Origin of the sequence: Thermotoga sp. SG1, from assembly GCF_002865985.1 — a bacterium.
In the GTDB taxonomy this organism is placed as follows: domain Bacteria; phylum Thermotogota; class Thermotogae; order Thermotogales; family Thermotogaceae; genus Thermotoga.
Genome location: NZ_LNDD01000005.1, coordinates 52,153 through 78,560, shown reverse-complemented (window position 1 = coordinate 78,560; position 26,408 = coordinate 52,153). Strand labels below are relative to the sequence as shown.

The 26,408-nt window shown below is 45.9% G+C and carries 30 protein-coding genes and 3 tRNA genes; 23 read left to right on the top strand and 10 right to left on the bottom strand.

Annotation, left to right across the window (positions count from 1 at the left end):
• Positions 1 to 2: 2 nt before the first annotated feature.
• Genes yvcK through AS006_RS07935 form a run of 7 tightly spaced genes read left to right on the top strand, consistent with a single transcriptional unit; the run spans position 3 to position 7,784 of the window.
• Entirely contained in the window at positions 3 to 947 is a 945-nt protein-coding gene (gene yvcK / locus AS006_RS07965) for a YvcK family protein (RefSeq protein ID WP_101513829.1), read from the top strand.
• Positions 941 to 1,828: a DNA-binding protein WhiA gene (gene whiA / locus AS006_RS07960; RefSeq protein WP_101513828.1), complete on the top strand. Its 888-nt coding sequence runs from the start codon at positions 941 to 943 to the stop codon at positions 1,826 to 1,828. The genes yvcK and whiA overlap by 7 nt, the downstream gene beginning before the upstream one ends.
• Positions 1,825 to 2,295: a transcriptional regulator NrdR gene (gene nrdR / locus AS006_RS07955; RefSeq protein WP_101513827.1), complete on the top strand. Its 471-nt coding sequence runs from the start codon at positions 1,825 to 1,827 to the stop codon at positions 2,293 to 2,295. Before whiA ends, nrdR begins: the two co-directional genes overlap by 4 nt.
• Positions 2,292 to 2,762: a transcription elongation factor GreA gene (gene greA, locus AS006_RS07950; protein WP_015919387.1), complete on the top strand. Its 471-nt coding sequence runs from the start codon at positions 2,292 to 2,294 to the stop codon at positions 2,760 to 2,762. The genes nrdR and greA overlap by 4 nt, the downstream gene beginning before the upstream one ends.
• 13 nt (positions 2,763 to 2,775) lie before the next feature.
• Complete coding sequence (gene lysS / locus AS006_RS07945) at positions 2,776 to 4,284, top strand: lysine--tRNA ligase (protein WP_101513826.1); 1,509 nt, start codon at positions 2,776 to 2,778, stop codon at positions 4,282 to 4,284.
• Positions 4,281 to 6,023 carry a peptidyl-prolyl cis-trans isomerase gene (locus AS006_RS07940; RefSeq protein ID WP_101513825.1) on the top strand — a complete coding sequence of 581 codons (1,743 nt, stop codon included), beginning with the start codon at positions 4,281 to 4,283 and terminating at the stop codon, positions 6,021 to 6,023. The genes lysS and AS006_RS07940 overlap by 4 nt, the downstream gene beginning before the upstream one ends.
• A gap of 3 nt (positions 6,024 to 6,026) precedes the next feature.
• Positions 6,027 to 7,784 (top strand): LTA synthase family protein, encoded by a 1,758-nt coding sequence (locus tag AS006_RS07935; protein WP_101513824.1) that lies wholly within the window; start codon positions 6,027 to 6,029, stop codon positions 7,782 to 7,784.
• 2 nt (positions 7,785 to 7,786) lie between these two features.
• On the opposite strand, the gene AS006_RS07930 is transcribed toward AS006_RS07935, so the two are convergent.
• Together AS006_RS07930 and AS006_RS07925 are read right to left on the bottom strand one after the other, a co-directional pair.
• Entirely contained in the window at positions 7,787 to 8,170 is a 384-nt protein-coding gene (locus AS006_RS07930) for a hypothetical protein (protein WP_101513823.1), read from the bottom strand.
• A 21-nt stretch (positions 8,171 to 8,191) separates the two neighbouring features.
• Entirely contained in the window at positions 8,192 to 9,481 is a 1,290-nt protein-coding gene (locus AS006_RS07925; RefSeq protein ID WP_255408720.1) for an MATE family efflux transporter, read from the bottom strand.
• 147 nt (positions 9,482 to 9,628) lie between these two features.
• On the opposite strand from AS006_RS07925, the gene AS006_RS07920 reads away from it, so the two are divergent.
• Positions 9,629 to 10,231: an HAD family hydrolase gene (locus AS006_RS07920; RefSeq protein ID WP_101513821.1), complete on the top strand. Its 603-nt coding sequence runs from the start codon at positions 9,629 to 9,631 to the stop codon at positions 10,229 to 10,231.
• On the opposite strand, the gene AS006_RS07915 is transcribed toward AS006_RS07920, so the two are convergent.
• The 5 genes from AS006_RS07915 to AS006_RS07895 are packed head-to-tail and all read right to left on the bottom strand — an operon-like array spanning position 10,218 to position 16,252.
• Entirely contained in the window at positions 10,218 to 12,140 is a 1,923-nt protein-coding gene (locus tag AS006_RS07915) for an HD domain-containing phosphohydrolase (RefSeq protein WP_233185698.1), read from the bottom strand. The two genes, AS006_RS07920 and AS006_RS07915, sit on opposite strands and share 14 nt — an antisense overlap.
• Positions 12,098 to 13,300: a pyridoxal phosphate-dependent aminotransferase gene (locus AS006_RS07910; RefSeq protein ID WP_101513820.1), complete on the bottom strand. Its 1,203-nt coding sequence runs from the start codon at positions 13,298 to 13,300 to the stop codon at positions 12,098 to 12,100. The genes AS006_RS07915 and AS006_RS07910 overlap by 43 nt, the downstream gene beginning before the upstream one ends.
• Before the next feature lies 1 nt (position 13,301).
• The gene (locus AS006_RS07905) at positions 13,302 to 14,471 is read right to left on the bottom strand and encodes a class I SAM-dependent rRNA methyltransferase (RefSeq protein ID WP_101513819.1); all 1,170 of its coding nucleotides are present in this window, start codon (positions 14,469 to 14,471) and stop codon (positions 13,302 to 13,304) included.
• The gene (locus tag AS006_RS07900; RefSeq protein ID WP_101513818.1) at positions 14,472 to 15,194 is read right to left on the bottom strand and encodes an A24 family peptidase; all 723 of its coding nucleotides are present in this window, start codon (positions 15,192 to 15,194) and stop codon (positions 14,472 to 14,474) included.
• A complete protein-coding gene (locus AS006_RS07895) occupies positions 15,179 to 16,252 on the bottom strand; it encodes a lipopolysaccharide assembly protein LapB (RefSeq protein ID WP_101513817.1) in 1,074 nt (357 codons plus the stop codon). The genes AS006_RS07900 and AS006_RS07895 overlap by 16 nt, the downstream gene beginning before the upstream one ends.
• A gap of 106 nt (positions 16,253 to 16,358) precedes the next feature.
• Here AS006_RS07895 and thiI point away from each other — a divergent pair, with 106 nt between their 5' ends.
• From thiI to AS006_RS07850, 9 genes are read left to right on the top strand one after another with little or no spacing between them, the layout of a single operon-like run.
• Positions 16,359 to 17,516 (top strand): tRNA uracil 4-sulfurtransferase ThiI, encoded by a 1,158-nt coding sequence (thiI, locus tag AS006_RS07890; protein ID WP_199167526.1) that lies wholly within the window; start codon positions 16,359 to 16,361, stop codon positions 17,514 to 17,516.
• Complete coding sequence (locus AS006_RS07885) at positions 17,513 to 18,256, top strand: 1-acyl-sn-glycerol-3-phosphate acyltransferase (protein WP_101513815.1); 744 nt, start codon at positions 17,513 to 17,515, stop codon at positions 18,254 to 18,256. Before thiI ends, AS006_RS07885 begins: the two co-directional genes overlap by 4 nt.
• On the top strand, positions 18,253 to 19,407 hold the full coding sequence (locus tag AS006_RS07880; RefSeq protein ID WP_101513814.1) for a cysteine desulfurase family protein: 1,155 nt from the start codon (positions 18,253 to 18,255) through the stop codon (positions 19,405 to 19,407). The genes AS006_RS07885 and AS006_RS07880 overlap by 4 nt, the downstream gene beginning before the upstream one ends.
• A gap of 33 nt (positions 19,408 to 19,440) precedes the next feature.
• Positions 19,441 to 20,319, top strand: coding sequence for a YicC/YloC family endoribonuclease (locus tag AS006_RS07875; RefSeq protein WP_101513813.1), 879 nt, complete (start codon positions 19,441 to 19,443; stop codon positions 20,317 to 20,319).
• Positions 20,320 to 20,331: 12 nt separating this feature from the next.
• A complete protein-coding gene (locus tag AS006_RS07870; protein ID WP_015919370.1) occupies positions 20,332 to 20,610 on the top strand; it encodes a DUF370 domain-containing protein in 279 nt (92 codons plus the stop codon).
• Positions 20,611 to 20,621: 11 nt separating this feature from the next.
• Complete coding sequence (gene gmk / locus AS006_RS07865; RefSeq protein WP_101513812.1) at positions 20,622 to 21,245, top strand: guanylate kinase; 624 nt, start codon at positions 20,622 to 20,624, stop codon at positions 21,243 to 21,245.
• Positions 21,230 to 21,469: a DNA-directed RNA polymerase subunit omega gene (locus tag AS006_RS07860; protein ID WP_101513811.1), complete on the top strand. Its 240-nt coding sequence runs from the start codon at positions 21,230 to 21,232 to the stop codon at positions 21,467 to 21,469. Before gmk ends, AS006_RS07860 begins: the two co-directional genes overlap by 16 nt.
• 3 nt (positions 21,470 to 21,472) lie before the next feature.
• A complete protein-coding gene (coaBC, locus tag AS006_RS07855) occupies positions 21,473 to 22,657 on the top strand; it encodes a bifunctional phosphopantothenoylcysteine decarboxylase/phosphopantothenate--cysteine ligase CoaBC (protein ID WP_101513810.1) in 1,185 nt (394 codons plus the stop codon).
• Entirely contained in the window at positions 22,620 to 23,765 is a 1,146-nt protein-coding gene (locus tag AS006_RS07850) for a L,D-transpeptidase family protein (RefSeq protein ID WP_199167524.1), read from the top strand. The genes coaBC and AS006_RS07850 overlap by 38 nt, the downstream gene beginning before the upstream one ends.
• 31 nt (positions 23,766 to 23,796) lie before the next feature.
• Here AS006_RS07850 and AS006_RS07845 read toward each other — a convergent pair whose 3' ends face one another.
• The 3 genes from AS006_RS07845 to AS006_RS07835 all read right to left on the bottom strand — a co-directional run bounded on the left by AS006_RS07845 (position 23,797) and on the right by AS006_RS07835 (position 24,725).
• Positions 23,797 to 24,159: a S1 RNA-binding domain-containing protein gene (locus AS006_RS07845; RefSeq protein WP_101513808.1), complete on the bottom strand. Its 363-nt coding sequence runs from the start codon at positions 24,157 to 24,159 to the stop codon at positions 23,797 to 23,799.
• Positions 24,160 to 24,191: 32 nt separating this feature from the next.
• Positions 24,192 to 24,407 (bottom strand): 50S ribosomal protein L31, encoded by a 216-nt coding sequence (gene rpmE, locus AS006_RS07840; protein ID WP_101513807.1) that lies wholly within the window; start codon positions 24,405 to 24,407, stop codon positions 24,192 to 24,194.
• A 117-nt stretch (positions 24,408 to 24,524) separates the two neighbouring features.
• On the bottom strand, positions 24,525 to 24,725 hold the full coding sequence (locus tag AS006_RS07835; RefSeq protein WP_015919363.1) for a cold shock domain-containing protein: 201 nt from the start codon (positions 24,723 to 24,725) through the stop codon (positions 24,525 to 24,527).
• 182 nt (positions 24,726 to 24,907) lie between these two features.
• Here AS006_RS07835 and AS006_RS07830 point away from each other — a divergent pair.
• The 6 genes from AS006_RS07830 to rplT all read left to right on the top strand — a co-directional run bounded on the left by AS006_RS07830 (position 24,908) and on the right by rplT (position 26,398).
• A tRNA-Ala gene (locus tag AS006_RS07830) sits at positions 24,908 to 24,983 on the top strand.
• 6 nt (positions 24,984 to 24,989) lie between these two features.
• A tRNA-Arg gene (locus AS006_RS07825) sits at positions 24,990 to 25,064 on the top strand.
• Positions 25,065 to 25,083: 19 nt separating this feature from the next.
• A tRNA-Lys gene (locus AS006_RS07820) sits at positions 25,084 to 25,159 on the top strand.
• Positions 25,130 to 25,816 (top strand): translation initiation factor IF-3, encoded by a 687-nt coding sequence (gene infC / locus AS006_RS07815; RefSeq protein WP_233185697.1) that lies wholly within the window; start codon positions 25,130 to 25,132, stop codon positions 25,814 to 25,816. The genes AS006_RS07820 and infC overlap by 30 nt, the downstream gene beginning before the upstream one ends.
• A gap of 14 nt (positions 25,817 to 25,830) precedes the next feature.
• Positions 25,831 to 26,028: a 50S ribosomal protein L35 gene (gene rpmI, locus AS006_RS07810; protein WP_101513806.1), complete on the top strand. Its 198-nt coding sequence runs from the start codon at positions 25,831 to 25,833 to the stop codon at positions 26,026 to 26,028.
• Positions 26,029 to 26,041: 13 nt separating this feature from the next.
• On the top strand, positions 26,042 to 26,398 hold the full coding sequence (gene rplT, locus AS006_RS07805) for a 50S ribosomal protein L20 (RefSeq protein ID WP_101513805.1): 357 nt from the start codon (positions 26,042 to 26,044) through the stop codon (positions 26,396 to 26,398).
• Positions 26,399 to 26,408: the final 10 nt, after the last annotated feature.

The following is a 26,408-nucleotide window of genomic DNA, read 5'->3' as shown; positions in this document are numbered from 1 at the left end:
AGATGAAGGTGGTCGCGATAGGGGGAGGTACGGGACTTTCCACCCTGCTGAAGGGCTTAAAACACCTTTCATCCTTCGAAATAACCGCTGTCGTTTCTGTAACGGACGAGGGGGGAAGCTCTGGAAAACTCAGGAAAGAACTGAACGTACCTCCACCAGGTGACGTCAGAAATAACATCGTTGCACTCGCTGAAGATGAGGACCTTCTGGCAAAACTCATGAATTATCGTTTCATGGAAGGATCTTTGAAAGGGCACAGTCTTGGAAACCTCATCATAGCAGCACTCACCAAGATTGAAGGAAGCTTCTCTGAGGCCATAAGAACCCTGGAGAAGGTGCTGGCCATAAGAGGAAGAGTGCTTCCCGTGAGTGAAGATCACGCAAGACTTGTGGCAAGGTTCGAAGACGGAGAAGAAATAACAGGTGAAACGAACATAGTCAAAAAGAACGGAAAGATAGCGAAAGTATGGCTTGACAGACCTATAGAAGCTCTACCTGGAGTGACAGAAGCGATACTTGAAGCGGAAATGATCGTGTTCGGACCAGGAAGTCTCTACACGAGCATCATAACTAACGTACTGGTGAAAGGTGTGAAAGAAGCGATAAAGAGATCAAAGGCCAGGAAGGTTTATATATGCAACCTCATGACACAACCTGGTGAGACAACAGGCTACAGGGTTTCCGATCACGTAAGAGAACTCGAAAGATATCTCGAAGAGAAGTTGGATTTTGTGGTGGTGAACACAAAAAGGCCATCTCCAGAAGTTCTCGAAAGGTACAGAAAGGAAGGGAGTGATTTTGTAGAGATAGATGTGGAAAACACGCAGAACACAGTCATCGCAGAACCCCTCCTGACAGAGATCGTAGATCCACTGGACGGAAAGAAAAAGGTACGCCATGATTTCCTGAGACTTGCCGGTGTTATAGAGAGGATCTCGAGGTGGTGATCCTTCTGAGGCGCACTTTTTCAGAAGAGATAAAGGAAGAACTCGTCAAAATACCTTTTGGAAGTCGTGATGAGGCCAGATCAGAACTTCTTGGCTTTATAAAGGCGAGGGGAGATTTCGACGTCAAAAAAAGGCAACTCGTCTTTTCGCTCCATTCCTTTGCCGCCTCGAGGCGGCTTTTGAACTTAATGAAGTACATATCCGTTCCCGTTGTGGAGATAGTCGTGGAGAAATCCTACAACATAAGGAAGAGATTTATAAAAATCATGACCGAATATTCGGAAAGTTTCATGCAGATCGATCCTTTTTCTGATGTTGCTCTTTTTGTGTCATTTCTGAGGGGCCTCTTCCTTGGAGGAGGTTCCATGACGGATCCAAAACACCATTATCATCTGGAAATCAACCTGTTCGAAGAAGACGTTCTTGTATTCACAAAAAAAGCCTTGAAATTCTTTTTTAACGTAAACTCCGGTGTAGTGGATCTTCCAAACACGAGAAAGCTTTATATAAAATCTATAAGAGACATTATGACATTTCTCGAGGCCATCGGTGTTCAGGAGAAACTGAGAGAGATAGAACGGATAGTGACGGAACGAAGGGTGATAAGCGATGTGAACAGAACGGTGAACTTCATAGAGGCAAACGCTGTCAGAACCGCCGAAAGCACGGCAAGACAGGTGAAGGCGATAGAACTCATACAGAGGAGGATGGGACTGGATAAATTGCCGGAAGATCTGAGAAAAGTGGCTCTTGCCCGTTTGATGAACAAGGAATTGTCTTTGAGAGAACTTGGAAAGAGGTTGAACCTTACAAAGTCTCAACTGTACTCCAAGTTGAAAAGGATCATTAAAATAGCCGAAAGGTTCGGTGATGTAAAATGAGGTGCCCGTTTTGTGGTTCCATGGACACAAGAGTTTTGGACTCAAGGCCGACTCTAGATGGTGCCGCCATCAGGAGAAGAAGAGAGTGCGTCTCATGTGGCAGAAGATTCACCACGTACGAAAGGTACGAAGAGGCCCCCGTTCTCGTCATAAAAAAGGACGGCAGAAGAGAAAAATTCGATAGGAACAAGATAAAAAATGGTATGATAAAAGCCTGTGAGAAAAGACCTGTCACCTACGACCAGATAGAGGAAGCGGTGAACAGAATCTGTCTGAAACTTCGGGAAGAAGGCCTCTTCGAAGTGGAGACGAAAAAAATAGGAGAACTCGTCATGGAAGAGTTGAAAAAACTCGACCAGGTTGCGTATGTGAGATTTGCATCCGTTTATCGTGATTTCCGGGAAGTTGATCAATTTCTGGAGATCGTGAAGGAACTCAAAAGGGAAAAGGAGGGCGAAGGGAAATGAAAAAGGTGCGTCTCACCCGTGAAGGGTACGAAAAGCTGAAACAGGAACTGGAGGAATTGAAAAGAAAATTCATGTACGAGATCTCCGAAAGAATAAAGGAAGCCAGAGAACTGGGAGACCTTTCTGAAAACTCCGAGTACGAAGCAGCGAAAAACGAGCAAGGCCGCGTGGGAAGCAGGATCATGGAAATCGAGCAAATCTTGAGTAACGCTGAAATCATAGAAGATTCGGAGGAAGGAGACGAGGTGACCCTCGGAAAGTGGGTTACCATAAGAAACCTCGACACGGGGGAAGAGCACAAGTTCAGGATCGTCACCCCACAGGAGGCTGATTTCTTTGCCCAGAAGCTGAGCGCAGACTCTCCGCTTGGAAAGAGTCTTCTTGGAAGAAAGGTGGGAGACATCGTTAAGGTAAAGGCTCCGGGTGGAGTTCAGAGGTATCAGGTGGTAGAGGTAACGAACAGGTAATGGAGGTGGTTTTGTGCTCAAAGAGTTCAAAGAACAACGCATCAAGGAAATCCAGGAACTTCGTTCCATGAACATAGAACCCTATCCCTATCGCTTTGAAAAGGAAATGACGGCCTCAGAGATAAAAGAAAAATACGACCACCTTCAGGCTGGAGAGGTGCAGGAGAGCGAAAAACTGAGTTTTGCTGGCAGGGTGATGTCCATACGCCATCATGGAAAAACGGCCTTCTTCCATCTGAAGGACGACACGGGAAGGATACAGGCCTACATAAGGGCAGATGCCGTTGGGAAGGACAGGATGGGGCTTTTCAAAAAGCACGTGAAGATAGGAGACTTCGTCGGAATAAGAGGCTTTCCGTTCAAGAGTAAAACGGGAGAACTCACGATCTACGTGGAAGATTTCACGCTCCTGAGCAAAGCCTTGAGACCTCTTCCGGAGAAGTGGCACGGTATCAAAGACAAAGAGATCATCTACAGACAGAGGTATCTGGAACTGATCATGAGTGATGAAGCAATCGAGAGGTTCAAGAAAAGATTCGAAGCAATGAAAGTGATCAGGGAGTTCCTGAACAGCAGAGGATTCGTGGAGGTTGAAACACCGATATTGCATTACGTCACTGGCGGTGCGGAGGCAAGACCGTTCGTCACGCACCTGAACGTCTTCGACGTCGACATGTACCTGAGAATAGCCCCGGAACTCTATCTGAAGAGACTGATCGTCGGTGGTTTTGAAAAAATATACGAAATAGGCAAAAACTTCAGAAACGAAGGAATTTCGTACAAGCACAGTCCTGAGTTCACAAGCATCGAAATATACCAGGCGTATGCAGACTACAACGATATGATGAATCTCACCGAAGAACTGATAGTGGAAGTGGTGAAAAGAACCTGTGGAACTCTGAAGATCACATACCAGGGTAAAGAAATAGACTTCACCCCTCCCTGGAAAAGGGTGAGAATGAGGGACTTTCTCAAAGAAAAACTCGGAGTTGACATCCTCGAAGACAGCGATGAAGTTCTTCTGAAAAAACTCGAAGAACACGGTGTTGAGGTGGAGATAAAGAACAGAGCACACCTCATAGACAAACTCAGAGACATCGTCGAGGAAGAACTGGTGAATCCCACGTTCATCATCGATCATCCCGTTGACATCTCTCCACTTGCGAAGAGACATCGGAAAGATCCTCGCCTCACTGAAAGGTTCGAACTCATCATATTTGGAAGGGAGATTGCAAATGCTTTCAGCGAATTGAACGATCCCATCGATCAGTATCAGAGATTTTTAGAACAGATGAGGATGAGAGAAGAAGGCGACGAGGAAGCCCACATGATGGACCTGGATTTTGTAAGGGCACTCGAGTACGGCATGCCTCCCACCGGTGGCCTTGGCATCGGCCTTGACAGACTCTTCATGTTCATCACGGATTCTCCCACAATAAGGGATGTCATTCCCTTCCCACTTGTGAAACCGAAGAAATTCGAGGAAGAAGAGGCGGAATTCGAAGGAGGGGTCATGGAATGAGAAGGTGGATGAAAAAATGGCAGGGAGTCATCATCTGGGTGATTGCCATCGCTTTCGTTGCGGGTATGATCTGGTGGTCTGTGTCGATAAACCTGAGAGGCACCCCAAGGAATGTGAACTATACCCTGGACCAGAGCCTTGCCTACATCACAAAAGATGGTACAGCGCTCACCGATCCTACTTACTGGCTCATGCCCTGGGAAGTGAACGACTATTATTCAAATCTGCTCAGTTCCTACAGGATCAACTCTTTAGATCCCCTGTTTGAGGAACCCAGGCTCAAGGCATTGATAGCAGATGTGTTCCTCCAGCAAAAGGTGATCCTCTATTACGCGGAGAAAAACAACATAAAACCCTCCAAAAAGGAAGTAGAACAGGAAGTGAAGAGTATTATTAACACGATAAAGAACGATCAGAATCAGCTTGATCAAATAAAGAGAAGATATGGAAGCCTTTCAGTCTACGAGAAGGATTATCTTGAGCCGCAGATACGTGTTCAACTCACGGTGAAGAAGGTCCAGGAAGCGGTGGGTGCTGTCAGTGAGGATGAGATAAAACAGTACTTTGAGGAAAACAAGGAGGAGCTTCAAAACCAGTACGACAGGGTGGATTTGGAGGCCATATCGTTCGACAGCAGCTCAACAGTTCAAGAGTTTCTGACAAAAGCCAATGAAATGGATTTCGATGAGGCTGCTTCCAGCATGGGACTCACAGTACAGCCATTTTCAAACGCCACAAGGGGGATCTTCCCGGAAGAGATAGACACGGCTCTGTTCAGTGCCACGCCGGGTTCGATCGTAGGACCGTTTTATTTCCTCGATCAGTGGTACGTGTTCAGGGTGAAAACCTCTTCGGTCCTCACAGATTTCAACGCCTTCGAAAACAGCGATGCGTACAGTGAAGTGAAGACGAAACTGGAGCAGGAAAAATTCCAGAAGTGGCTGGAAGAATTCATGAAAGAAGAGAATGTGTCCTACGCGTTCAACGTCCAGGTGCTCGAGTACTGGTGGAGATACCTGAAAAACGAAGAAGGGCTTTACGAAAAACTATCGGATCTTCTCTTTCAGGAAGATAGGCTGGTTGAAGAAGCATCTGATGAGTTGAAATCACTCTTTGTCCTCCTCTCCGACACGAAGATACAAGATCTCACTCAACGGATAGCCGAAATGACGCAGTACGAAGAAGCCCTCAAGAACTCTCAAAAACCCGATGAGGATCTTGTGAAAAAGTACGGAGAACTTTCACTCGAGGAAGTCGCCAGAAAGAAGCAGGAACTAGAAAACGAGAAAAATACAGTGGAGAACCGAAAAAGAACCGTTGTAAACTACCTCTATTCCAACTACCCGTCCTCCACGTACGTTCTCGAGTACGCATACCAGATGAATCCAAACGACATCAACATAAGATATAACTACTATTCCAACCTGTACAATCAAATCAAGCCCTATTTGTCGATGGGAAGTTACGATCCAAATCAGGTTCTCAGAACTATGCTTGGACTCTATACCGTGGCCAACGCCACAGATGCTTCTACGGATATGAGACTCGATTCTTACTACATGCTCTACGATATGAGTCTTGCACTGAAGGACCCAACATCTGCAAAGTTCTACCTCGATGAGATGAAAAACCTGGATCCAAGTTTCATAGATTATGAGTCTGCCTACAACCAGGTGGAATCGCTTTTGAAGGAACTGGAAACAGAAGAATCAACACCATCTACAGCAACGGGTGAATAAACGATGAACAGTTACTTTTTGATGGTTCTTTTTGCCGTTAAACTGGTTCTGTTCTATGCGGTCACTCTGAACTCTTTCAGCGTTTCGATTGTTTTCAGTACGGCCGGCTGGCTTTTGATACTGTTTCTGATCTTCAAGGGAGGGCACAGATTCCTCTACATTGTGCTCTCCCTTTTGCTTTTCGTTGATTATCTGTATTTCCAGAATTTTGGAAACCTTCCTTCCATAAGGGAAATAACCCTGATTCCCCAGGTGGGTGACCTTGGAGGGGACATAAAATATTTCATCGACGTTTATTCCCTTTTCTTTGTGGCGGATCTTCCTTTCGTGTGGTTTCTCTTTAAGGAGAGAGGAAAATCTGGCAGTTTTCTCACGCTGAGCCTGATACTGACTTCCTTCACTTTCATAGCGGCCATTCATACATCTCAGCGTCTGGAACCGAAGTTCGTCTTTAACAGATACGGTATGTTTTCCTATCACCTTCAGGATATAATTGACCTTTTTTCTCCTGAAGAGAAAAGAGAAAACAAAGCCGAAGAAGTTCCTAGAATGGAGGTAAAAGAAAACAACTTACAGAAGGAATTCTTCGGGATTGGAAAAGGAAAGAACGTGATAGTTGTTCAGATGGAGTCACTCCAGAACTTCGTTGTTGGACTCACGGTGAACGGGCAGGAGATCACGCCGAACATAAACGCCTTTCTGGAAGATAGAGACACGATTTACTTTTCAAGGTGTTATCAACAGGTGGGAAGTGGAAACACGGCGGACGCTGAATTTGTCGTGAACACCTCTCTTCACACCCTGGGAGATGCCGTGGTCTACGAAGAGTACCCTGTGATTGGGCTTCCAACACTTCCAAAAATAATGAAGTCGAACGGCTACTACACGATCGTGTTCCATGGAAACGTTGCCTGGTTTTGGAACAGAGAAGAGGTTTACAGGCATATAGGATTTGATGAGTTTGCGAGTCTTGAGGATTTCAAACAGGACGAAATCTTTGGAATGGGGCTTGCAGACGTTTCTTTCTTCAAACAGGCCGTTCAAAAACTAAAAAACTCACCAAAACCCTTCTACGCTTTTCTGATCACCATATCGAGCCACACTCCTTTTGTCATTCCTGAAGAGCACAGGAAACTGAACCTTCCGGAAAAGATAAGTGACACCGTAGTTGGACACTATCTTCAGGCCATACACTACGCGGATGAGGCCTTTGGAGTTTTCCTTGAGGAACTCAAGCGCACAGGACTCTACGACAACTCGGTGATCGTTCTCTACGGTGATCATGCAGGTCTGTACCCGTTCAACAGAGAAGTCAGAGTCAACATGCCAAAGATCCTGGGGGGAGAGTACACCTTTGAGAAGGCTCTCAACGTTCCCTTCGCGATTCATGTACCAGGAAGTGGTGTGCACCGCATTGTGAAGACCACAGGTGGACAGATCGATTTTCTACCAACGATCCTCAACGTTATGGGTATAGAGTATAGGAAGGGATTTTTCATGGGACACGATCTTTTGAACACATCCCGTGGCTTTGTTGCACTGAGATACCACGTTCCAGACGGTTCGTTCATAGACGACGATCGAATCTTCATAATCTCTTGGGACGGTAGGCTGGACGAGAGTCTTGCCATTGAAAACGGTGAAAACAGAAACTACGTGGAATTTCTGGACGGATACGTGAAGGCCATACAGCAGATAGAGGCTTCCAGATATTTCATCCTCAGAAATTGCAAGGCCACTTCAGATCTCGCAGAAAAGTGAATTCATGCCTCCTCCACATGGAGTATGATTCTGTCCTCTTTGAGTTCCACATTTGGGACTATGAGATCCTCGAATACCCTGGAGATCTTTCTTGGGTAAAGGTGTATTTCGTTTCCGTGAAGTTCCACTCCTTCCCGCTTTATCCTGCTTTTTAACATCTCCATTAGAAAGGAAGGAACACCCACCTTCAGTACAATGGGATCGTCCGGTGTTCGCTGGGTTGACAGTACTTTAACCTTCACCGATATGGCAAAGGGAAAAGACCCGTGCTTCATCTTCACCAGAAGGCTTTCCTCGTCTTTCGAGATCGAAAAGTGAGATATACCTTCTGCTGTTTTTAAAACGACCTTTTCAATGGTGGAATAAGAGGCCTCTATCTTGACCATGCATCTCCCTCCTCGATGACATTATAATGCCTGAAACTCCTTTTTCAACCGGTTCACCGTGATCCTTCCCCAGGTGAAAGTGATGAATGCGGATGTGGCGTTTCCAAGGACTATTCCCCACCAGACACCCATCAGCCCTGCCTTCAGAACGAACACGAACAGCCATGAAAAGAGCACCTGCATGATCACGGTTCTCATTATGGTCACAGCAAGACTCTTCAAACCTTGCCCCACACCCTGAAACATGGAAGAGGTGAACATTCCAAAGGGAACACCAGGAAGGAAAAGGCTCAGTACTCTAAGAGCCCTCACAAGTTCGCTGTAGATACTCTCTCCTTCTTGAGAGTAAGTGAACGCCTTTGCTATGAAAGGTGCAAAGACAAGTATTGCCAGCATCACCACCAGCCCGATGAAAAAGCCAAGTTTCACAGCATAAAGATGCGCCGTTTCGAGTTTTTCGCCGTTTCTTTCACCGAACGCAGCCCCCGTGACAGAGGTCACCGCCATGGCCATTCCAATGAGTGGAACCGTTCCGAAGTTCACCACACGCCATGCACTCGTGAAGATCGCAACTCCATAATCTCCCCCAGCCTTCACTGCAAAAACGTTGAGAACGTAGATCGCTATGGACATCATGGCCTGCGCCAAGGAAGCGGGAATTCCTATCTTTAGAATCTTCTTCAATATCTCCCAATTCCATCCGAGATGGAAGGATACGTACGTATCCTTTTTGAAGAAAAGCCAGAAGGAGATCAGAAAAGAGGAAACAGCAATCGAGAGCACTGTGGCATAAGCGGCTCCTTTGATCCCGAATCCAAAAACGTATATGAACAGAGGATCCAGGGCTATGTTGAGAAGTGAACCTGCAGCTATTGCGATCATCGCCCTTTTTGCGTCTCCTTCTCCTCTGAGAACACCGTTTGCCACGTTGTTGAACATGAGAAGGGGCATGGAATATATGAGAACAACAGAGTACTCTAAAGCCAGATTTAGAGTTCCTCCGCGTGCACCGGCAAAACCGAGAATGGATGGAACGGTGGGCAAAAAAACAGCGATCCCTATCAAACCGATGATCACCGAAAGTAGCATTGAAACAGAAGCGGCAACATCGGCACCCGTTTTGTCTCTTTCACCTATCTTCTGAGACACAACGGAACTTGCACCAACACCAATACCTGCCGCAAGCGAGATGATGATCATGAAGATTGGGAAGAACAATCCTATTGCCGCAAGAGCCTGAGGCCCAAGTCCTGCTACCCAGATTCCATCTGCCAGATTGTAAATAGTCTGAACGAGCATTGCGAGCATCATGGGAACGGAGAGTTTGACAATCGCCTTTTTGGGATCTCCCCTAAGAAGTCTGATTCCTCTTGTTTCTCTTTCCAGAGCGCACCACCTCCCGTTAAAAATTCTATCACCGAACTAGTGTTAGAATAGTTAAAAAGGAGGGTCAAGAAAATGAAGGTCTTTCTTTTCGATTATGATGGAACGCTGGCAAAAGATAATGGCTTTGCGGAGAAATACTTCAAACATCTGATTTCGTTTTTCAAAGAAAAGGGCGTCCTGGTCTCGCCAAACCTGATTCTCGATTGTGTAGAGGAAATAACAAGAAAACCGGATGGCCCCACAAATCTCGAAAGATACATGAAATGCCTTGAAAGTAAAACGAAGCGAAAGGCCGAAGAATGGAAAGACCTTTTCATGGATTTCTACAGAAGTGATCTTTTCGATGCTCTCAGAAACACAGTTAGGCCTCTCAGAAAAACGCTGGATCTTCTCAGTGAGAAAAAGAAAGGAGGAAAGATCGTTCTTGCAACGAATCCTGTTTTTCCAAGGATAGCCATAACGAAAAGGTTGAACTGGATAGGTCTCTCAGAAGAGGATTTCCATCTGATAACGGATATGGAGAGCTTTCACTTCTGCAAACCCGATCCGAGGTATTACCTTGAAATATGTGAAAAAATCGGAGTTTTGCCAGAGGACTGTGTCATGTACGGCGACGATGAAGTAAACGACGGTGCTTGTAAAAAAACAGGTATGAAGTTCATCAAAGTTCGCTGAAATATTCCAGAGCAACTTTCAAGACAGAGGGATCCCACTGAAGTCCCTCATTCTTTCGAAGAATCTCAAGGGCTGTTCTTTTGTTCATGGCTTTTCTGTACGGTCTGTCGCTGGTCATGGCATCGAAAGCGTCTGCCACTGCGATTATTCTGGCCTCCAGGGGGATCTCTTCTCCACGAAGGTTGTCCGGATATCCTCCGCCACCGTACCACTCGTGGTGGTGTCTTACGATCTTTGCGATGTCGGAAAAGGTTTCTACCTTGCTGATCAGCCTTTCTCCCAGTTCTGGATGTTTCTTTACCTCTTCGTATTCCTCTTTGGTGAGTTTTGAAGTCTTGTTGAGGATAGCTCCTCTCACCCCTATTTTTCCTATGTCGTGCAGAAGGGCTGCTATTCTTATCCTCTCAATTCTGTGCTTTGATAGCCCCATCCTTTTGGCGATCTCCTGCGCATACTCTGAAACCCTCACACTGTGACCACTGGTGTAAGGATCTTTCAGCTCAACCGCGTAGGAAAACGCCTCGATGGTCTGAAAGAACGTTCTCCTCAACTTTCTGTAGAGAACCAGCCTTGAAAGGAAAATACCCAGAACACGGGCCATTATCTTCAATGTGGAAAACTCAAACTCAGAAAACGCTGACTCTTTTTCTATCTCTATCACAAAAGACACACCTTCGTACTCAAAGAAAACAGCGGCGGCAGATCTTACCCTTCCGCCTGTCACGTCGAAGAACTCCGGAAAGTCTTTGACATCCTCAACGAGAATGTCCTTTCTTTCTCTGAAGGCTTTCACAACGATTCCTCGATCCAGTTTCACCTTTTCCATTTTCCCGTCTCTCAAGAAGAAGGTGGACAGTTCACCATCTTCTGACATGGTGACAGAAGAGACAACCACTCCCGGAAACATGCTTTTCAAGTAGAAAAGCATCTTTTCCAGAAGTTCCGTTCTGCTCGAAACCGTTAGGACCCCTTCCAGGGAAGCGAGCATGTGAGACAGTGCGTTCCGGTTTTCAACCACTTCGCAATAGGAGTCATGTGCTCTCAAAAGGAAAAGCGAAAAGTTCATTAAGGATTTTAAAAACGCCTCCTCGTCTTTCTCCAGTTCCCTTGACACGAACAGTTTCACGCTTGAATCTTTCGATCTTTTGTAAAGGAACTCCTCAGTTTTTTCTCCAACCATGAGCTCTTGTTTTGAATTTTTCACTTCAAGTCCTGAGAAAGGCTCCAGCAACTTTTTTGATTCGAAATAGATCCTCTCCAGAACAGGAAACGGATCGGTTTCAAGATCTATTTCTCCGAGGATCTCCATCGTTCTATTCAACTGAGCGGACAACACCTGAAGGCTCTCGTAAGATGCTTCCAGTTCCTGGTTCACAGCCGTGAGTTGCTGATTCAGTGCGGTAAGTTCCTGGTTAACAGCGGAAAGTTCTTCCGTTTTCTCCTGAAGTGTTCTCTCACTCTTTGCCCGCCACTTCTTCTCAAGTAGAAAAATCAGAAAAGCAAAGACCGTGAAAAACAGGAAGGTATACTCTCTTCTGATGAGACCTAGTATGGAAAAGAAGGCAAGAAGGAAGATGAAGAAAACTTCCAGAAAAGGGAGGTTTTTCTCAAGAGGGTTTTTCCTCAAGAACACAACAAAACCAAGTATCATGATGGATACGTGAAAGAGCAAAATGTTGAACAAAGCAACAGGAAGCGTTAGAAGAACCAGAAGACCGCTCGATCCAAGAACCTCCAGGGCATAAGCAACTGGAAAAACCATAAAAAGGATTTTCCAATCCACAAAACTAAACGGCAGGGAGAAAAGAGCAGCTTTTAAGAGCTTTTTCAAACTGAAAACTTTCGGGATAGAAAAATAGAGAGCGGTTAGGAAAGATATTGCTGAACCGAAGAGAACTTTTTCAACCACGTTCTCAATCCCTCCATGAGAACATCCATGGCCCTTGAGAGAACCTCTTTGTCAAGCACACACGCAATTCTGATCTCCCTTTTCCCACGTTCTGGCGTGATGTAGAAACCCTTCAGCGGTGCAACCATCGTCGTTTCACCGTCGAGAGCGAAGTCTGTGAGCATCCATCTGGCGAACTCCTCTGAGTCGTCCACAGGAAGTTCCACGGTGACATAAAAGGCCCCCGAAGGTCTGGTGAATCTCTTCAGTCCGTACTCTTCAAGTTTTTTTATGACGATCTCGACGCGTTCTCTGTAGGTTTCTCTGATGGTTCTGAAGAAATCTTCATCGAGGTTCAAAAGGGCAACAGAGCCTATCTGCTCAAGAAGAGGAGGTGCCAGTCTTCCCTGAGCCAGTTTCATGGCATGGTTCAGCACCTGCTCGTTCTTCGTGATGAGACATCCTACCCTAGCACCGCACGCACTGAATTTCTTGGAAACACTGTCAACCACTATCACCCTGTCGCTTTCGAATGTCGTTGCGCTCACGAAGTTTCCACGAAAGACTATTTCGCTGTAGACCTCATCGACTATCATGAAAAGGTCTTTTCTTTCAACGAAATCCAAAAGATAACGTAGTTCCCTTTCGCCGTAGACCACCCCCGTTGGATTGCAGGGGTTGGACAGCACGATCGCTCTCGTTCTATCGCTCACAAATTTGTCCAGGTTGCCTGGGATCGAAAAATCATCCTCCATCTGCCTGATCACGGGTACGAGCTTCACACCGGCTATTTTCGCAAAAGCCTTGTAATTCGCATAAAAAGGCTCTAGAACGAGTATCTCATCACCAGGATCTGCCACAACGGTGAAGGAGAAAAGAATTGCTTCGCTTCCTCCGTTTGTGATCAGAACGTTCTCAGATTTCACACGGGCGTTTTGCCTTCTCTGATAGTAAGAGGCAAACGCTTCTCGAAGTTCCGGTATACCAGCAGAGTGTGAGTAGTAGACAACATCCGGTGTTCTTTTTCGTATACTTTCAAAGAACACTTCAGGGGTTTTCAGATCGGGCTGTCCGATGTTGAGATGGTAGATCTTTATGCCACGCTTTTTCGCTGCCTCGGCGTACGGAACGAGTTTTCTTATGGGACTTTCTTCGAAGTTCAACACCCGTTTTGAAAACACGTTACCACCTCTTCTCGACCTGGAAAATGTAGAACTTCAGGTATTGCGTTTCCGGAACGTTCAGAAGGACAGGATGATCGGAGGGTTGCCCTCCTCTTTTCAACACAGTCAAGTAGGTCCTGGTGTCGAGGGAAGCGTCCATGAGGATCTCTCTGAACGTCTCTTCAGAAACAATCTGGGTGCAGGAAGATGTCACAAGGATTCCCGGTTTTCTCAAAATCTTCATCGCTCTCAGGTTTATCTCTTTGTATCCTCTTTTTGCACTCTCAAGACTTCTGGTACTTTTCGCAAAGGATGGAGGATCTAACACCACAAGATCGTACTTTTCTCCACTTTTGTCGAAGTTCTTCAGAATGTCAAAGGCGTTGCCGGTGATCGTGTCGAAATTTTCAAAACCGTTCATCTTCAGTATTTCTCTTGCGATCTCCAGGGACCTTTCGGAATAGTCCACGAGAGTGACATGTTTGGCTCCACCTTTCAAAAGGTGTGCAGCAAAATTTCCCGTATAGGAAAAGGCATCCAGACACACTTTGTCTTTTGCAAAGTCGAGCACCATCCTTGCGTTTTCCCTCTGATCAAGGAAAAATCCGGTCTTCTGTCCTTTCATGTCAGCGAGAAACCTCAGCCCGTTCATCTCAAACTCGATTAACTCAGGACCCTCACCGTAGACCCATCCTTCCCGATCTTCCAGTCCCTCTTTCTCGCGGAATGTTCCGGACGACTTTTCGTATATTCCCTTTGGTTGTAGAAGTTCTATCAAGGCATCGAGAACCCAGTTCTTCATCCTTTCCATTCCCAGCGTTGTGATCTGAACGACAACGTAATCACCGAAAAGATCCACAATGAGTCCTGGCAGAAAATCTCCCTCACCGTGTACCACTCTGAAGGCATTCGTGTCTTTGAGAGATTTCCTCTTTCTGATGGCGTTCTCTATTCCTCTCTTTATGAATTCACCGTCTATTCTTTCGTTTTTTCGGGTGAGGATTCTCACCCTAATTTTCGAGTGATCGTTTATGTACCCCTTCCCAAAGAAAGAACCATCGGGACGGAAAAGATCCACAACTTCTCCGTTTTCGTAGTCGCCCTCTATTCTCGAGATCTCGTTTTCGTAAATCCAGAGGTGACCACTCAAAAGCCTCCTGTTGAGTTTTTTAAGAAAGACTCTGGCCAACTACAACCACCCCATCTTGTACGATATGAGAAACAATGTGTATCCTCCCAGAGCAAGGAAGGGCCCAAACGGGATACGCATTTTTATATCCATTTTACCCTTTTCCTTTATCAGTGCAAACAGAATACCTGTAACTGAAGCGGTGAGAACAGCAACTATAGCCGGGAAGGGAGGGAGAAGAATGCCTATTCCCATTGCAAGAATCACATCACCCATTCCCAGGCCTTCTTTATAGAGAAACTTCAACACCAGAAATATGGTCGTCACCACGGAAAAGGCCAACAGATGATCTAGAAAATAACCTCTGAGCGCCATCATGAAAGAGGCTGCAACGACCGTGAAGTTCAGATAATCCGGTATCAAAAAAGTCTCAAGATCTATGAAAGAAATGGCAATCAAAGCCGAGGATATCACGCAAGACAGTAGAAGATCCAACACGTTTTTCATGAAAAGAGAATTCAAAAGAAACACCAGCCCCGTCAGAAATTCCACAGTCGGATATCTCAAAGGAATCTTCCAGCCACAGTACCTGCACTTTCCCTTCAGCAGAACATAACTCAAAAGGGGTACGTTGTCATACCATCGTATTCTACTTTTACAATTAGGGCAAAATGAATAAGGAGGATCCCACAGTTTGAGACCCTCCTTCGTTGATCTGTAGATCACCACGTTGAGGAAACTTCCGATTATCAACCCAAGTCCAAACATCAGGATATGCCGCAAACTGATTTTTCCTCCTCTGTTAGAAATTCATCGAAGACTTCCTTTTTTCCATAATAATACCAGACGTTTGTCTGTTCGAGGTCTTCGAGTAATTCTTTTGCCCTGTCGATCTTTCCCATTTTCACATAGGGAACCACAAGAAGAAGTTTTGCAAGCGTGTTCAGAGGAGACGATTCAACTATCTTTTCCAGTTCTTCCGCTACTTCCTCGTATTTTCCATGCTTGAGCATAACCTTTGCCCACGGTTCAATTTCAGTGGGGTACCTTGGTTTGATCTTCATAATGCGTTCTTCCATCTCTCTCACCTTCCCTTCTTTGCCGAAAGCTCGGTAGAGTTCTGAGAGCTGATACAGAGCGGGAATGTTGTTTGGATCTCTTTCAAGTAGCCTTTCCAATGTTTGGGCGGCAAGGTCTTTTCTGTTCATCTCCTGATAAGCTTCCGCCAAAACAAAATAGGTGAGTTTGTCATCGGGAGCATATTCCAGTTCCCTTTCCCAGTAATGAACCGCCTTTTCATAATCACCGAGGTTGTAGTAGGCCTCTCCTAAAGAAGCGTAAGCCTGTACAAGCCATGGATCTATCTCCACCGCTTTGTCAAGATACTTGATACCTTCCTCTATCTTTCCTTGTTCAACAAGGAGAGATCCCTTCAATTCGTACGCAGGAGCGTAATTACCGTCGATGTCGAGCATGAACTTGATTATATCGTGCGCCACATCGTAAAGATTTCGATCGGCGTACTCAAGGGCAAGATCGTAGAGACCTTTCAGCGAAACGTTTTTGAAGTCTTTCACACTGATACCTTCTTCTCCGAGCCACTCCTGAAACTCCGGGAAGATGAGAGGTTCATAGATGGTCTCGTCCAGATGAACAACCTTTTCGAGTTTTTCACACGTTTGAACCTCTTTCATTATGTTCTCCTTTGTTTTCATATCCTCTTTTAAGGTTTCCCAGTCGCCCTCGTAAAGAAGATCTCTGAGGGCCACAACGAACGGAGTGGAAGTGGTGATATCCACCTTGCCGTCCGATGAAGCGAGTGTTATTATATACTCTGCCATGTAACATCCCTCCTGAAACTTTCGGTTCATTTTCATTTTACATTATACACCTGAGACGGGCAACCTTTCTGCCCATCTGCTAAAATTTTATCCGGAGGTGGACGGATTGAGAGTTTACATAATAAGGTACGCCGAGATAGGTCTCAAAGGAAAAAACAGAAAAAATTTCGAGGACGCTCTGAAGAGGAACATCGAAAAGATAACGGGTGTGAAGGTGAAAAAACAATGGGGGAGGTTCATCATACCACTCGATGAAGATATCAATCTCGACGACAAGCTGAAAAAGATTTTTGGAATTCAGAATTTCAGTAGAGGGTTTCTTGTGAGCCACGATTTCGAGGAAGTGAAAAAAACAGTCCTTGTTGCGGTGAAGGAGAAACTGAAACAGGGAGAGTTCAGGACCTTTAAAGTTCAGGCGAAGAAGGCATACAAGGAGTACAAAAAGGGCGTCTACGAAATGAACAGTGAACTCGGTGCTCTCGTTCTCAAAAACTTCAAAGAACTCAGCGTGGACGTGCACAATCCAGACTTTGTTCTGGGGGTTGAGGTGAGGCCAGAGGGTATCCTTGTGTTCACGGACAAAGTTGAGTGCTACGGCGGTCTTCCTGTTGGCACGGGCGGAAGGGCGATACTGCTTCTCTCCGGTGGAATAGACAGCCCGGTTGCCGGATGGTACGCCTTGAAGAGGGGTGTTTTGATAGAGTCCGTCACCTTCGTGTCACCTCCGTTCACATCGGAAGGCGCTGTTGAAAAGGTAAAAGACATCCTCAGGGTGCTCAGAGAATTCAGTGGAGGACATCCTCTGAGATTGCATGTGGTGAATCTCACACAAATTCAGCTCAGGATAAAAAAGAGTGTTCCAGATAAATATTCCCTGATCATGTACAGAAGGTCCATGTTCAGAATCGCAGAGAAAATAGCAGAAGAAGTCGATGCGATCGCCTTCTACACCGGTGAGAACGTTGGGCAGGTTGCAAGTCAGACGTTGGAGAATTTGTGGTCGATTGAAAGTGTCACAACAAGGCCGGTGATCAGACCCCTTGCGGGGTTCGACAAGACGGAGATCGTAGAAAAAGCAAAAGAAATAGGAACGTACGAAATATCCATCAAACCTTACCAGGACAGTTGCGTTTTCTTTGCACCGAAAAACCCCGCCACAAGATCTCACCCTTCTACTCTGGAGGATCTGGAACGGAACATACCCGATCTATCAGTACTTGAAGAAGAAGCGTTCAGGACAAGAAGGATCGAGGTGATAGAGTGAAAAAGTTCAAAAACCTACTGGTGACCCTGTACTTTTATTTCATAGCGGTTGTCTACATCGTCTTCTATGGGGGATTCGTGCTCCTCAGGTCCTTTTTAATGAAGGGCAGAGAAAGGGCAAGAGAGTACGTCCTGAGAGAGATAGAAAAGTTCGGAAGGAGAGCGTTCAAGTGGCTCTTCTCTGAAGTGGTCGTCGAGGGGAAAGAGAACATACCGAAGGACAGGAATTTCATCGTTGTAGCGAACCACCAGAGCATTATGGACATTCCTTTGATACTCGGGTTTGTCGCAACAGGTGCCTTCATTGCCAAAGAAGAACTGAAAAAGATACCGGGCGTGAACTGGTACATAAAATATCTGAATGGGGTTTTTCTTGACAGAAAAAATCCAAGAAAGGCTGTGAGGGCACTGAGAGAAGCGATTGAGAAACTGAAAAACGGTACTATTTTTGTCGTTTTTCCAGAGGGCACAAGGTCTCCAAACGGTGAAATGCTTCCGTTCAAAAAGGACAGCCTTATGATCGCTATCAAGACCGGTGTACCTGTTCTTCCCGTGTCCATCTGGGGAACCTACCATTTGATACCGAAAAACCACTGGATTTTCACCCCCGGAAAGGTGTTTCTTAAGATACATAAGCCCGTTGACCCACGGGAATTTTCTGGTGAAAGGGAATTGAGAGATTACGTAGAAAGTATTGTCGGAAAAGGCGTAGAGGAGTTGAAAGCGAGGTGGACAGAGTGAGAGTTTATTTCGACAACAACGCGACGACGCGGCTGGACGAACGAGTACTAGAAGAGATGATAGCGTTCTACAAAGAAAAATTTGGAAATCCCAATTCCGCCCATGGAATGGGAATAGAAGCAAACCTTCATCTTGAAAAGGCAAGAGAAAAGATTGCGAAGATCCTCGGTGTATCGTCTTCAGAGATATTCTTCACTTCGTGCGCAACAGAGGCGATAAACTGGATACACAAAGCGGTTGCGGAAGTCTTTGAGAAGAGGAAAAGAACCATCATCACAACTCCCATAGAACACAAAGCAGTTCTCGAAACACTGAAGTATCTCTCCCTCAGGGGTTTCAGGGTGAAATACGTCCCCGTTGACTCCAGAGGTGTCGTGAAACTGGAGGAACTGGAGCAAATGATAGACGAGGACACGTTCCTTGTCAGCGTAATGGCCGCAAACAACGAAGTGGGTACCATTCAACCCATAGAAGAAGTCGTAAAAATCGTCAAGAAGAAAAACAAAGAAATCCTGATACATGTGGACGCCGTTCAGGCGATAGGAAAAATTCCCTTTTCTCTTGAAAGACTGAACGTGGACTATGCGAGTTTCAGCGCACACAAGTTCCACGGTCCAAAGGGTGTCGGTATAGCGTTCATAAAAAAAGGTGCCCCCATACGCCCCTTTGTACACGGAGGCGGACAGGAAAGAGGTCTCAGATCCGGCACTCAAAACGTTCCAGGTATAGTCGGTGCAGCGAAGGCGATGGAACTTGCCGTTGAAAACCTCGAGAGTGCCATGGAACACATGGAAAGACTGAGAAGAAAACTCGCTGAAGGCCTGAGAAAACTAGGGGCTCACATCATAACGCCGCTCGACATTTCACTCCCCAACACTCTCTCCGTTTCCTTCCCGAATCTGAGAGGATCAACCCTTCAGAACCTTCTTTCCAGCCACGACATATTCGTTTCCACCTCTTCTGCCTGCACAAGTAAAGATGAAAACCTCAGTCACGTTCTGACAGCCATGGGAATCGATCGCAGGATTGCTCAGGGTGCGATAAGAATCAGCCTTTGCAGATACAACACCGAGGAGGAAGTAAATTATTTTCTGGAGAAAACAGGAGAAATCTTGAGTTTTCTGGGCATAAACGAAAATAATCGCCGATAATGGTATAATTTCAATCAGAAGGAGGAATATTCGGTGATAAAAAGCATGACAGGTTTCAGCAGGGTTGAAAGAGTGTCTGGTCCCTACCATTTCAGGGTAGAGGTGAAGTCCCTCAACTCGAAGGGTCTGAACATCACAAGCCAGATACCTGGGTATCTCTCCATGAAGGAACTGGAGATGAACAGCATCCTTCAGGAGTACGTAAAAAGAGGGAAAATCCATCTCAGGGTTCAGATAAAGTTTCTTGAACCACCGAAAGTGCTCGAAATCGACAAAAACATCGTACAGGCCTATCATTCCATGCTCGAAGACGTTGTCAACACACTTTCTCTGCCCGAACCAGTGAAGCTCTCGGACCTCCTCATGTTCAGGGATGTTTTCCGTATGGAGCTTTCAGACGAAGAGATTGAAAACGTCTGGAATCACTTCGTGCCGATCTTGAGGGAGGCACTGGAAAAACTGGTTGAAGAGAGGCGAAAAGAAGGAGAAAGAATCGCCGTCGACCTGAAAAAGATTCTGGAAGATCTACTGGCAAGAGTCGAGAAAATTGAAAAGTATTCAGATCAAATCCCTGCTCTTTACCGGGAAAAATTGAAAGAAGAAGTTGAAAAGATCCTTCCTCAGGACATATCGGTGAGAGAGGATGTACTGGAGAACCACATAGCCTTCATATCGACGAAAGCTGATATAAGAGAGGAGATAACGCGCCTCAGAAGTCACATAAAAAGGTCTCTTGAACTGATTGAAAGTGATTCTTCCGTTGGGTTGAATCTGGATTTTCTCGGTCAGGAGATGTTACGGGAATTGAATACAATTCTATCGAAATCGATTTCTGTTGACATATCTAACCTTGCCCTTGAGGGGAAAGTGCTTGTTTCTCAGTTCAGAGAGCAAGTCCAAAATGTTGAATGAGGGGGAGAGAGTGTGTACGGGTTGATCAACATTGGTTTTGGAAACGTCATAGCGGGAGATCGCGTGATAGCCATTGTGAATCCAGAGTCCTCACCTCTGAAAAGGATGAAAGACGAGGCAAAAATAGAGGGAAAACTGATCGATGCAACCTATGGAAGGAAAACACGATCCATAATAATCACAGACAGTAACCACATCATTCTGAGTGCTATACAGCCTGAAACGATCGCACAGAGATTCATGGAAAACTTCTACGAGATAGAAAAAACTCTCCGGGAAGGAAAAAAGTAGGAGTGTGAACAATGAAAGGCCAACTCTTCGTCATCTGTGGACCGTCGGGAGCAGGAAAGACCAGCATCATCAAAGAAGTTCTCAAAAGAATAGACAACGTGGTATTTTCCGTCTCCTGCACCACCAGGCCAAAACGCCCTCACGAGGTGGATGGAGAAGATTACTTTTTCATCACAGAGGAGGAATTCCTGAGGCGAGTTGAAAAAGGTGAGTTTCTGGAATGGGCACGTGTACACAGACATCTTTACGGCACACCTCGCTCTTTCGTTGAAACGCACATCGCCGAAGGCAAAGATGTGATACTGGATATCGACGTGCAGGGCGCGCTGTCCGTCAAAAAGAACTATCCTAACGCAGTGTTCGTATACATCGCTCCTCCGTCTTATTCAGATTTGAAAGAGAGGATCCTTGCAAGGGGAACGGAAAGGGAAGCGGACATCCTCGTGAGACTGGAGAACGCAAAATGGGAACTCATGTTCATGGATGAGTTTGACTACATTGTGATCAACGATGATCTCCAGAGGGCAATAGAAACGGTACTGGCGATTCTGACAGCGGAAAGATCAAAAGTTTCCAGAAACCTGGACAGGATAGAACAGTTCAAGATGGAGGTGAAAGGATGGAAAAGATGGTGAAGTTCGAACTGAAATACGACGAAATTCTGGAAAAGATACCTTACAAGTACGCCATCCCGGTCGTTGTGGCCAAGCGGGCGGAAGCCATAAGAGAGTACGCCAAGCCCTTTGTGATCACAGAAGACGAAAATCCCGTCAGCATCGCCTTCATGGAGCTGAGTATGAACTACATCAGAATAAAGAACGAAGATATTCTCAAAGCCCTCATTCCGAAGGTGAAGTGATACATGAAGATCTTGGTCGGTGTCAGCAGTGGTATAGCGATCTACAAAGCGGTTGATCTTGTCAGTAAACTTCGAAAGGAAAACCACGAACTTTGTGTGGTGATGACACCGGATGCAGCCAGGATGATCTCACCGGTGGTGTTCTCCTCGGTGGGAAATTGTCCGGTGTATATCGATCATATGGAAGTAAAAAACGGTTGGATTCCTCATACGGAGCTTTCAAGAGAAGCAGATGTGTTCGTCGTAGCCCCTGCGACGGCCAACACGATCTCGAAGATCGCAAACGGGATCGCCGACAACCTGCTTACTCTTGTTGCGATGGGTTTCAACAAAAAAGCAAAGATTCTCGTGCCGACGATGAACCACAGAATGTACATGAATCCTGTCCTTCAAGAAAACCTCGAAAAGCTGAAAAAACTCGGCTGGTTCGTGGTGGAACCGGAAGAGGGTCATCTCGCCTGTGGAGAAACTGGCAGGGGAAGGTATCCGGAGAACGAGAAGATAGTTGAAGCGATCTACCTTCTCACGACCCCAAAAAAACTCCTCGGGAAACGTGTGCTGATAACAGCGGGGCCGACGCGTGAGAGAATAGATGATGTTAGATTTATCACCAACGCAAGCTCGGGTAAGATGGGATACGCTCTGGCAACGGTTGCAAAGAGAATGGGCGCAACCGTGTATCTGGTGTCTGGTCCCACACATTTGAAACCACCCTATTTCGTTGATGAATTTGTCTCGGTGGAAAGCTCAGAAGAGATGTTCAACGAAGTGATGAAAAGATACGACGACGTGGACATCGTCATCATGAACGCCGCCGTCGGTGATTACAAACCGAAAGAAACGTTCAGTGGAAAACTGAAGAAGACAGAAAAAGAACTGACACTTCACCTTGAAAGAACCAGAGACATTCTTGAAGAACTCGGTAAAAGGAAAAAGCATCAGTTTCTTGTTGGCTTTGCTGCCGAAGTCGAAGACTTCGAAAAAAACTCCCTGGAAAAGTTGAAAAGAAAGAACCTGGACCTCATCGTTTTAAACGACGCAAGGAAAGCCTTCTCCTCTGAGAGAGTGGAGGTCTTCATTTACAACAGAGAAGGTCTCATCAAAAGGATTGATGAAGATGAAAAGACTCGTGTGGCTGGCGGTATTCTTGATGTTGTTTCAGATATCGTTAGCGGATCATCTCGTTGAGTTGAAACACATGGGTGAGTTTGAGATAACCCTCTCTGTAAAAAAACTCTACACCGGTGAAATCAAAAGTTTCTACCTCTACACTCCTACTGGATTCGTTTTTCCAGAAAAGATAGAAGGTGATGAATACACCTTTGAATTGAAGAGAGATGATCTTATCATTCCAGTGATTGAAGGCCTCAACGTTTTCGGCAAAAGAATGCATCACGTATCACCCACCTTTCTGCGGCTAACCCGTGAAAAGCCAAATATAAAGATCATCTCGGATATCAAAAAAGACGATGTTTACATCTACGTGGTTGTCGAATCAGATGATTTCACACCGGTTTCTCTGGAACTGGAGGGCAGGACCTTCAGATTCTTCAAATTCGAAGGAAAGTGGATCAGTGTTTTCAGGTCTTTCCTTGAAGACGGCTCCCACGTTGTGAAAGTTCAGTTCAAAGGGCCACTGGACTACACCTTCTTCGTCGAGAAGGAAGTTTACGTTATAAAGCGGGTTGCCGTTTCCATGCGCGGAGAAGACGGAAATTTTGACTACACCGTGTTTTCTCAGCACGTTGTTCAAAAAGGTGAGACCCTCTGGAGCATAGCGAATCAGTACGGTGTGAGGGTGGGGGATTTGGTCCTGATAAACCGCCTGGAGGATCCGCACAGGATCATGGTGGGACAGATCCTGAAAATAGGTCGTGTTACCTTTCGAGAGAATCCGGTTACGATCGTCGTCAACCTGTTTTCTTCCAAACTGGGGCTCTACTACGATGGTGTCCTGCTGAAGGTGTACCCGGTGGCACTGGGAAGGAGCGATGCCACACCTCCTGGAAGATACTGGATCCTGAGGAAAGAGATCGATCCCGCTCTTTACTGGTTCGGAGAGTACATCTCACCCAGGACACCGTTGAACGGTCTTGGAACCAGATACCTTCAACTTTCGAACCCCACCTATGCGATTCATGGTACTTCAAAACCCTGGGAAATAGGAAAGAGGATATCACACGGATGTATAAGGATGTTCAACAGGGATGTAGAAGAACTGGACGCCTTTGCGGGTGTTGGAACAGAGGTGATCGTTGTAAAAGAAGAGGGAGATTTCCCAAAAAGGCTCTACTAAAAAAATAAAGCGGGGAAATCCCCCGCTTTTTTCACCACGAACTTCTTCTGCCTTTTTTCTCAAGTCTCTTTTTATACTCGGAGAACTTTTGACTGCTTTCCTTTAAAAATCTAGAGAGTTTTCTCTCAAAATCCATATCTTTTTTCTCAGTTTTCGCTTCCGTGTCTTCGGACACGTCTTTCAGAGAAAGTTCCCAGCCACCATTTCTGGCTTTTCCAATCACTTTCGCGGATATCTCCTGTCCCTCTTTCAAGTAGTCCTCTATTCTTTTGACGTAGTCTTTAGAGATCTTCGAGATGTGGATAAAGCCTCTTTCCCCCCCTTCGATATCCACGAAAGCTCCGTACCTAACGATCCTAGAAACTTTCCCTTTCACAAATTCACCAACTTTCACAAAAAACCCTCCTCACAAAAGTGGTATTACCGTCAGTAATTGTCTCCATACTTCCTTCTGAACTTCTCCACTCTACCCTCCGTGTCGACGATGAGGACACCACCTTTTCCACCGGAGGTGTAGAAGGGGTGACACTTTGAACACACATCGATTCTTACATTATCGGCTGTTGTGTAGAAAGTATGCTCTGCACCGCACGCACATTTGACCGTTACAAGTTTTATTTCTGGATGTATTCCCTTTTTCACCGGGTCCTCACCTCTCCAACATTGTATGTTCTCACATGCCAAATACTACCACACATGAGATCAAAAATCAAGAGGAAGGCAAAATTTAAGCCCCCGGATGGGGGCTGATTGGTCTCTTCACTCAACTACTCTTACGTGCGCTGCTTGAGGACCTTTCTTACCTTCTTGAACTTCGAACTCAACTACCTGGCCTTCCTTCAACGTCTTGAAACCTTCCATTTCGATGGCTGACCAGTGTACAAACACGTCTCCTCCTTCGTCCTTTGTGATGAATCCGTAACCCTTCTTGGCGTCAAACCACTTGACCTTTCCTCTCATACCACATGCCTCCTTAACAAAAGATGGTACTGACTAATCATAACACTTTCCAACCTGTCGTGTCAAGTAATTTGGAGTAAGGGATTGAACATTCCAGATCTTCATGTTATAATTCTCTCCGGTGTGTCAAAAAAGGTCTTTTCAAGGAAAACAAGTCATGTTATAATATAGAAGCAGAAGGTGGGGCCGTAGCTCAGTTGGGAGAGCGCTACCATGGCACGGTAGAGGTCGTGGGTTCAAGTCCCATCGGCTCCACCAGCGGGGGCCCCCGTAGTTCAACGGATAGAACGGCGGATTCCTAATCCGCAGATGGAGGTTCGATTCCTCCCGGGGGCACCACAGAGGAAACCATTGGGGTGGGCCGTTAGCTCAACAGGTAGAGCACCTGATTCTTAATCAGGGGGTTGCAGGTTCGAGTCCTGCACGGCCCACCAGAATTTTTTAAAAGCAAGTGGAGGCCAGCCCGGCTTCCCACCCTGGAGCAGAAGGCTACCAGGGTAAATATCCCTGAGAACATCAGCTTCAAAGGGAAGCGGGCTTTTTGCCCGCTATTTTTTGTGAAAGAGGAGGCGATCGGTATCGGTGCAAACGTGGATCTTCCTAGGAACGAACAAATAAAGGTTCCGAAGGTCAGAGTAGTGGACGAAAACGGAAAACAGATAGGTATCATGCCCACCAGGAAGGCATTGGATCTTGCAAGAGAGAAGGGGCTTGATCTTGTACTTGTTGCTCCAAACGCAGATCCCCCCGTTGCCAGGATAATGGACTATGGAAAGTACAAGTACCAACTCACCAAGAAACAGAAAGAAAACAAAAAGAAGGCTGTTCAACTAAAACAGATGAAGTTCCGATTGAAGATCGACGAACACGACTATCAGACCAAGGTAAGGCATATCAGAAGGTTTCTTGAAGAAGGACACAAGGTTCAGGTTGTTGTCATGTTCATCGGGAGAGAGATGATGTTCACAGACAAAGGCAGGGAAATTCTCGAAAGGGTGATCAAAGACACTGAAGATCTTGCGGTCGTTGAAAGACCACCGAAGATGGAAGGAAGAGACATGTGGATGGTCCTGAAGCCCAAAAATTCTTAAGGGAGGTCCCGAAAATGCCCAAGATGAAAACGAACAGGAGCGCAGCAAAAAGGTTCAGGATCACAAGAAAAGGAAAGATCATCAGAAATCATGCCTACAAGAGTCACAAGACGAGGAAAAAGAGAAGGAACGTTCTGAGAGCACTGAGGAAGAAGGATGTCGTGTCAAGTGCAGACAAGAACAGAATTCTCAGGCTTCTTGGGAAAAAATGAGGAGGGATGAACTATGCGTGTAAAAAGAGCCGTGCATGCAAAGAAGAAAAGAAAGAAGTTTCTGAAAGAGGCGAAGGGATACAGAGGAGCCCTCAGTAGAAGGTACAAACTCGCAAAACAGATGTACGTAAGGTCCAAGTGGTACTCCTACGTTGGAAGAAAGATAAAGAAGAGAGACATGAGGAAACTCTGGATCACCAGGATCAACATAGCCGCTAGAAATGAAGGTTTGAAATACAGTGAGTTCATTCACGGTTTGAAACTGGCAGGTGTTTCCATCAACAGAAAGATGCTTTCTGAACTTGCTGTGAACGATCCAGAGGCATTCAAGGAGTACGTGAGAATTGCCAAAGAAGCCCTCGCATCGTGAGGTGTTAACG

Excerpts from the sequence above, each read along its gene's own strand:
- AS006_RS07860 (WP_101513811.1), top strand. The coding sequence starts at position 21,230 with ATGGAAAAGATGGTGAAGTTCGAACTGAAATACGACGAAATTCTGGAA.
- AS006_RS07920 (WP_101513821.1), top strand. The coding sequence starts at position 9,629 with ATGAAGGTCTTTCTTTTCGATTATGATGGAACGCTGGCAAAAGATAAT.
- nrdR (WP_101513827.1), top strand. The coding sequence starts at position 1,825 with ATGAGGTGCCCGTTTTGTGGTTCCATGGACACAAGAGTTTTGGACTCA.
- yvcK (WP_101513829.1), top strand. The coding sequence starts at position 3 with ATGAAGGTGGTCGCGATAGGGGGAGGTACGGGACTTTCCACCCTGCTG.
- AS006_RS07850 (WP_199167524.1), top strand. The coding sequence starts at position 22,620 with ATGTTGTTTCAGATATCGTTAGCGGATCATCTCGTTGAGTTGAAACAC.
- greA (WP_015919387.1), top strand. The coding sequence starts at position 2,292 with ATGAAAAAGGTGCGTCTCACCCGTGAAGGGTACGAAAAGCTGAAACAG.
- rpmI (WP_101513806.1), top strand. The coding sequence starts at position 25,831 with ATGCCCAAGATGAAAACGAACAGGAGCGCAGCAAAAAGGTTCAGGATC.
- coaBC (WP_101513810.1), top strand. The coding sequence starts at position 21,473 with ATGAAGATCTTGGTCGGTGTCAGCAGTGGTATAGCGATCTACAAAGCG.
- AS006_RS07835 (WP_015919363.1), bottom strand. The coding sequence starts at position 24,725 with ATGAGAGGAAAGGTCAAGTGGTTTGACGCCAAGAAGGGTTACGGATTC.
- AS006_RS07925 (WP_255408720.1), bottom strand. The coding sequence starts at position 9,481 with ATGATGCTCGCAATGCTCGTTCAGACTATTTACAATCTGGCAGATGGA.
- AS006_RS07930 (WP_101513823.1), bottom strand. The coding sequence starts at position 8,170 with ATGGTCAAGATAGAGGCCTCTTATTCCACCATTGAAAAGGTCGTTTTA.
- AS006_RS07895 (WP_101513817.1), bottom strand. The coding sequence starts at position 16,252 with ATGGCAGAGTATATAATAACACTCGCTTCATCGGACGGCAAGGTGGAT.
- AS006_RS07935 (WP_101513824.1), top strand. The coding sequence starts at position 6,027 with ATGAACAGTTACTTTTTGATGGTTCTTTTTGCCGTTAAACTGGTTCTG.
- gmk (WP_101513812.1), top strand. The coding sequence starts at position 20,622 with ATGAAAGGCCAACTCTTCGTCATCTGTGGACCGTCGGGAGCAGGAAAG.
- AS006_RS07940 (WP_101513825.1), top strand. The coding sequence starts at position 4,281 with ATGAGAAGGTGGATGAAAAAATGGCAGGGAGTCATCATCTGGGTGATT.
- rplT (WP_101513805.1), top strand. The coding sequence starts at position 26,042 with ATGCGTGTAAAAAGAGCCGTGCATGCAAAGAAGAAAAGAAAGAAGTTT.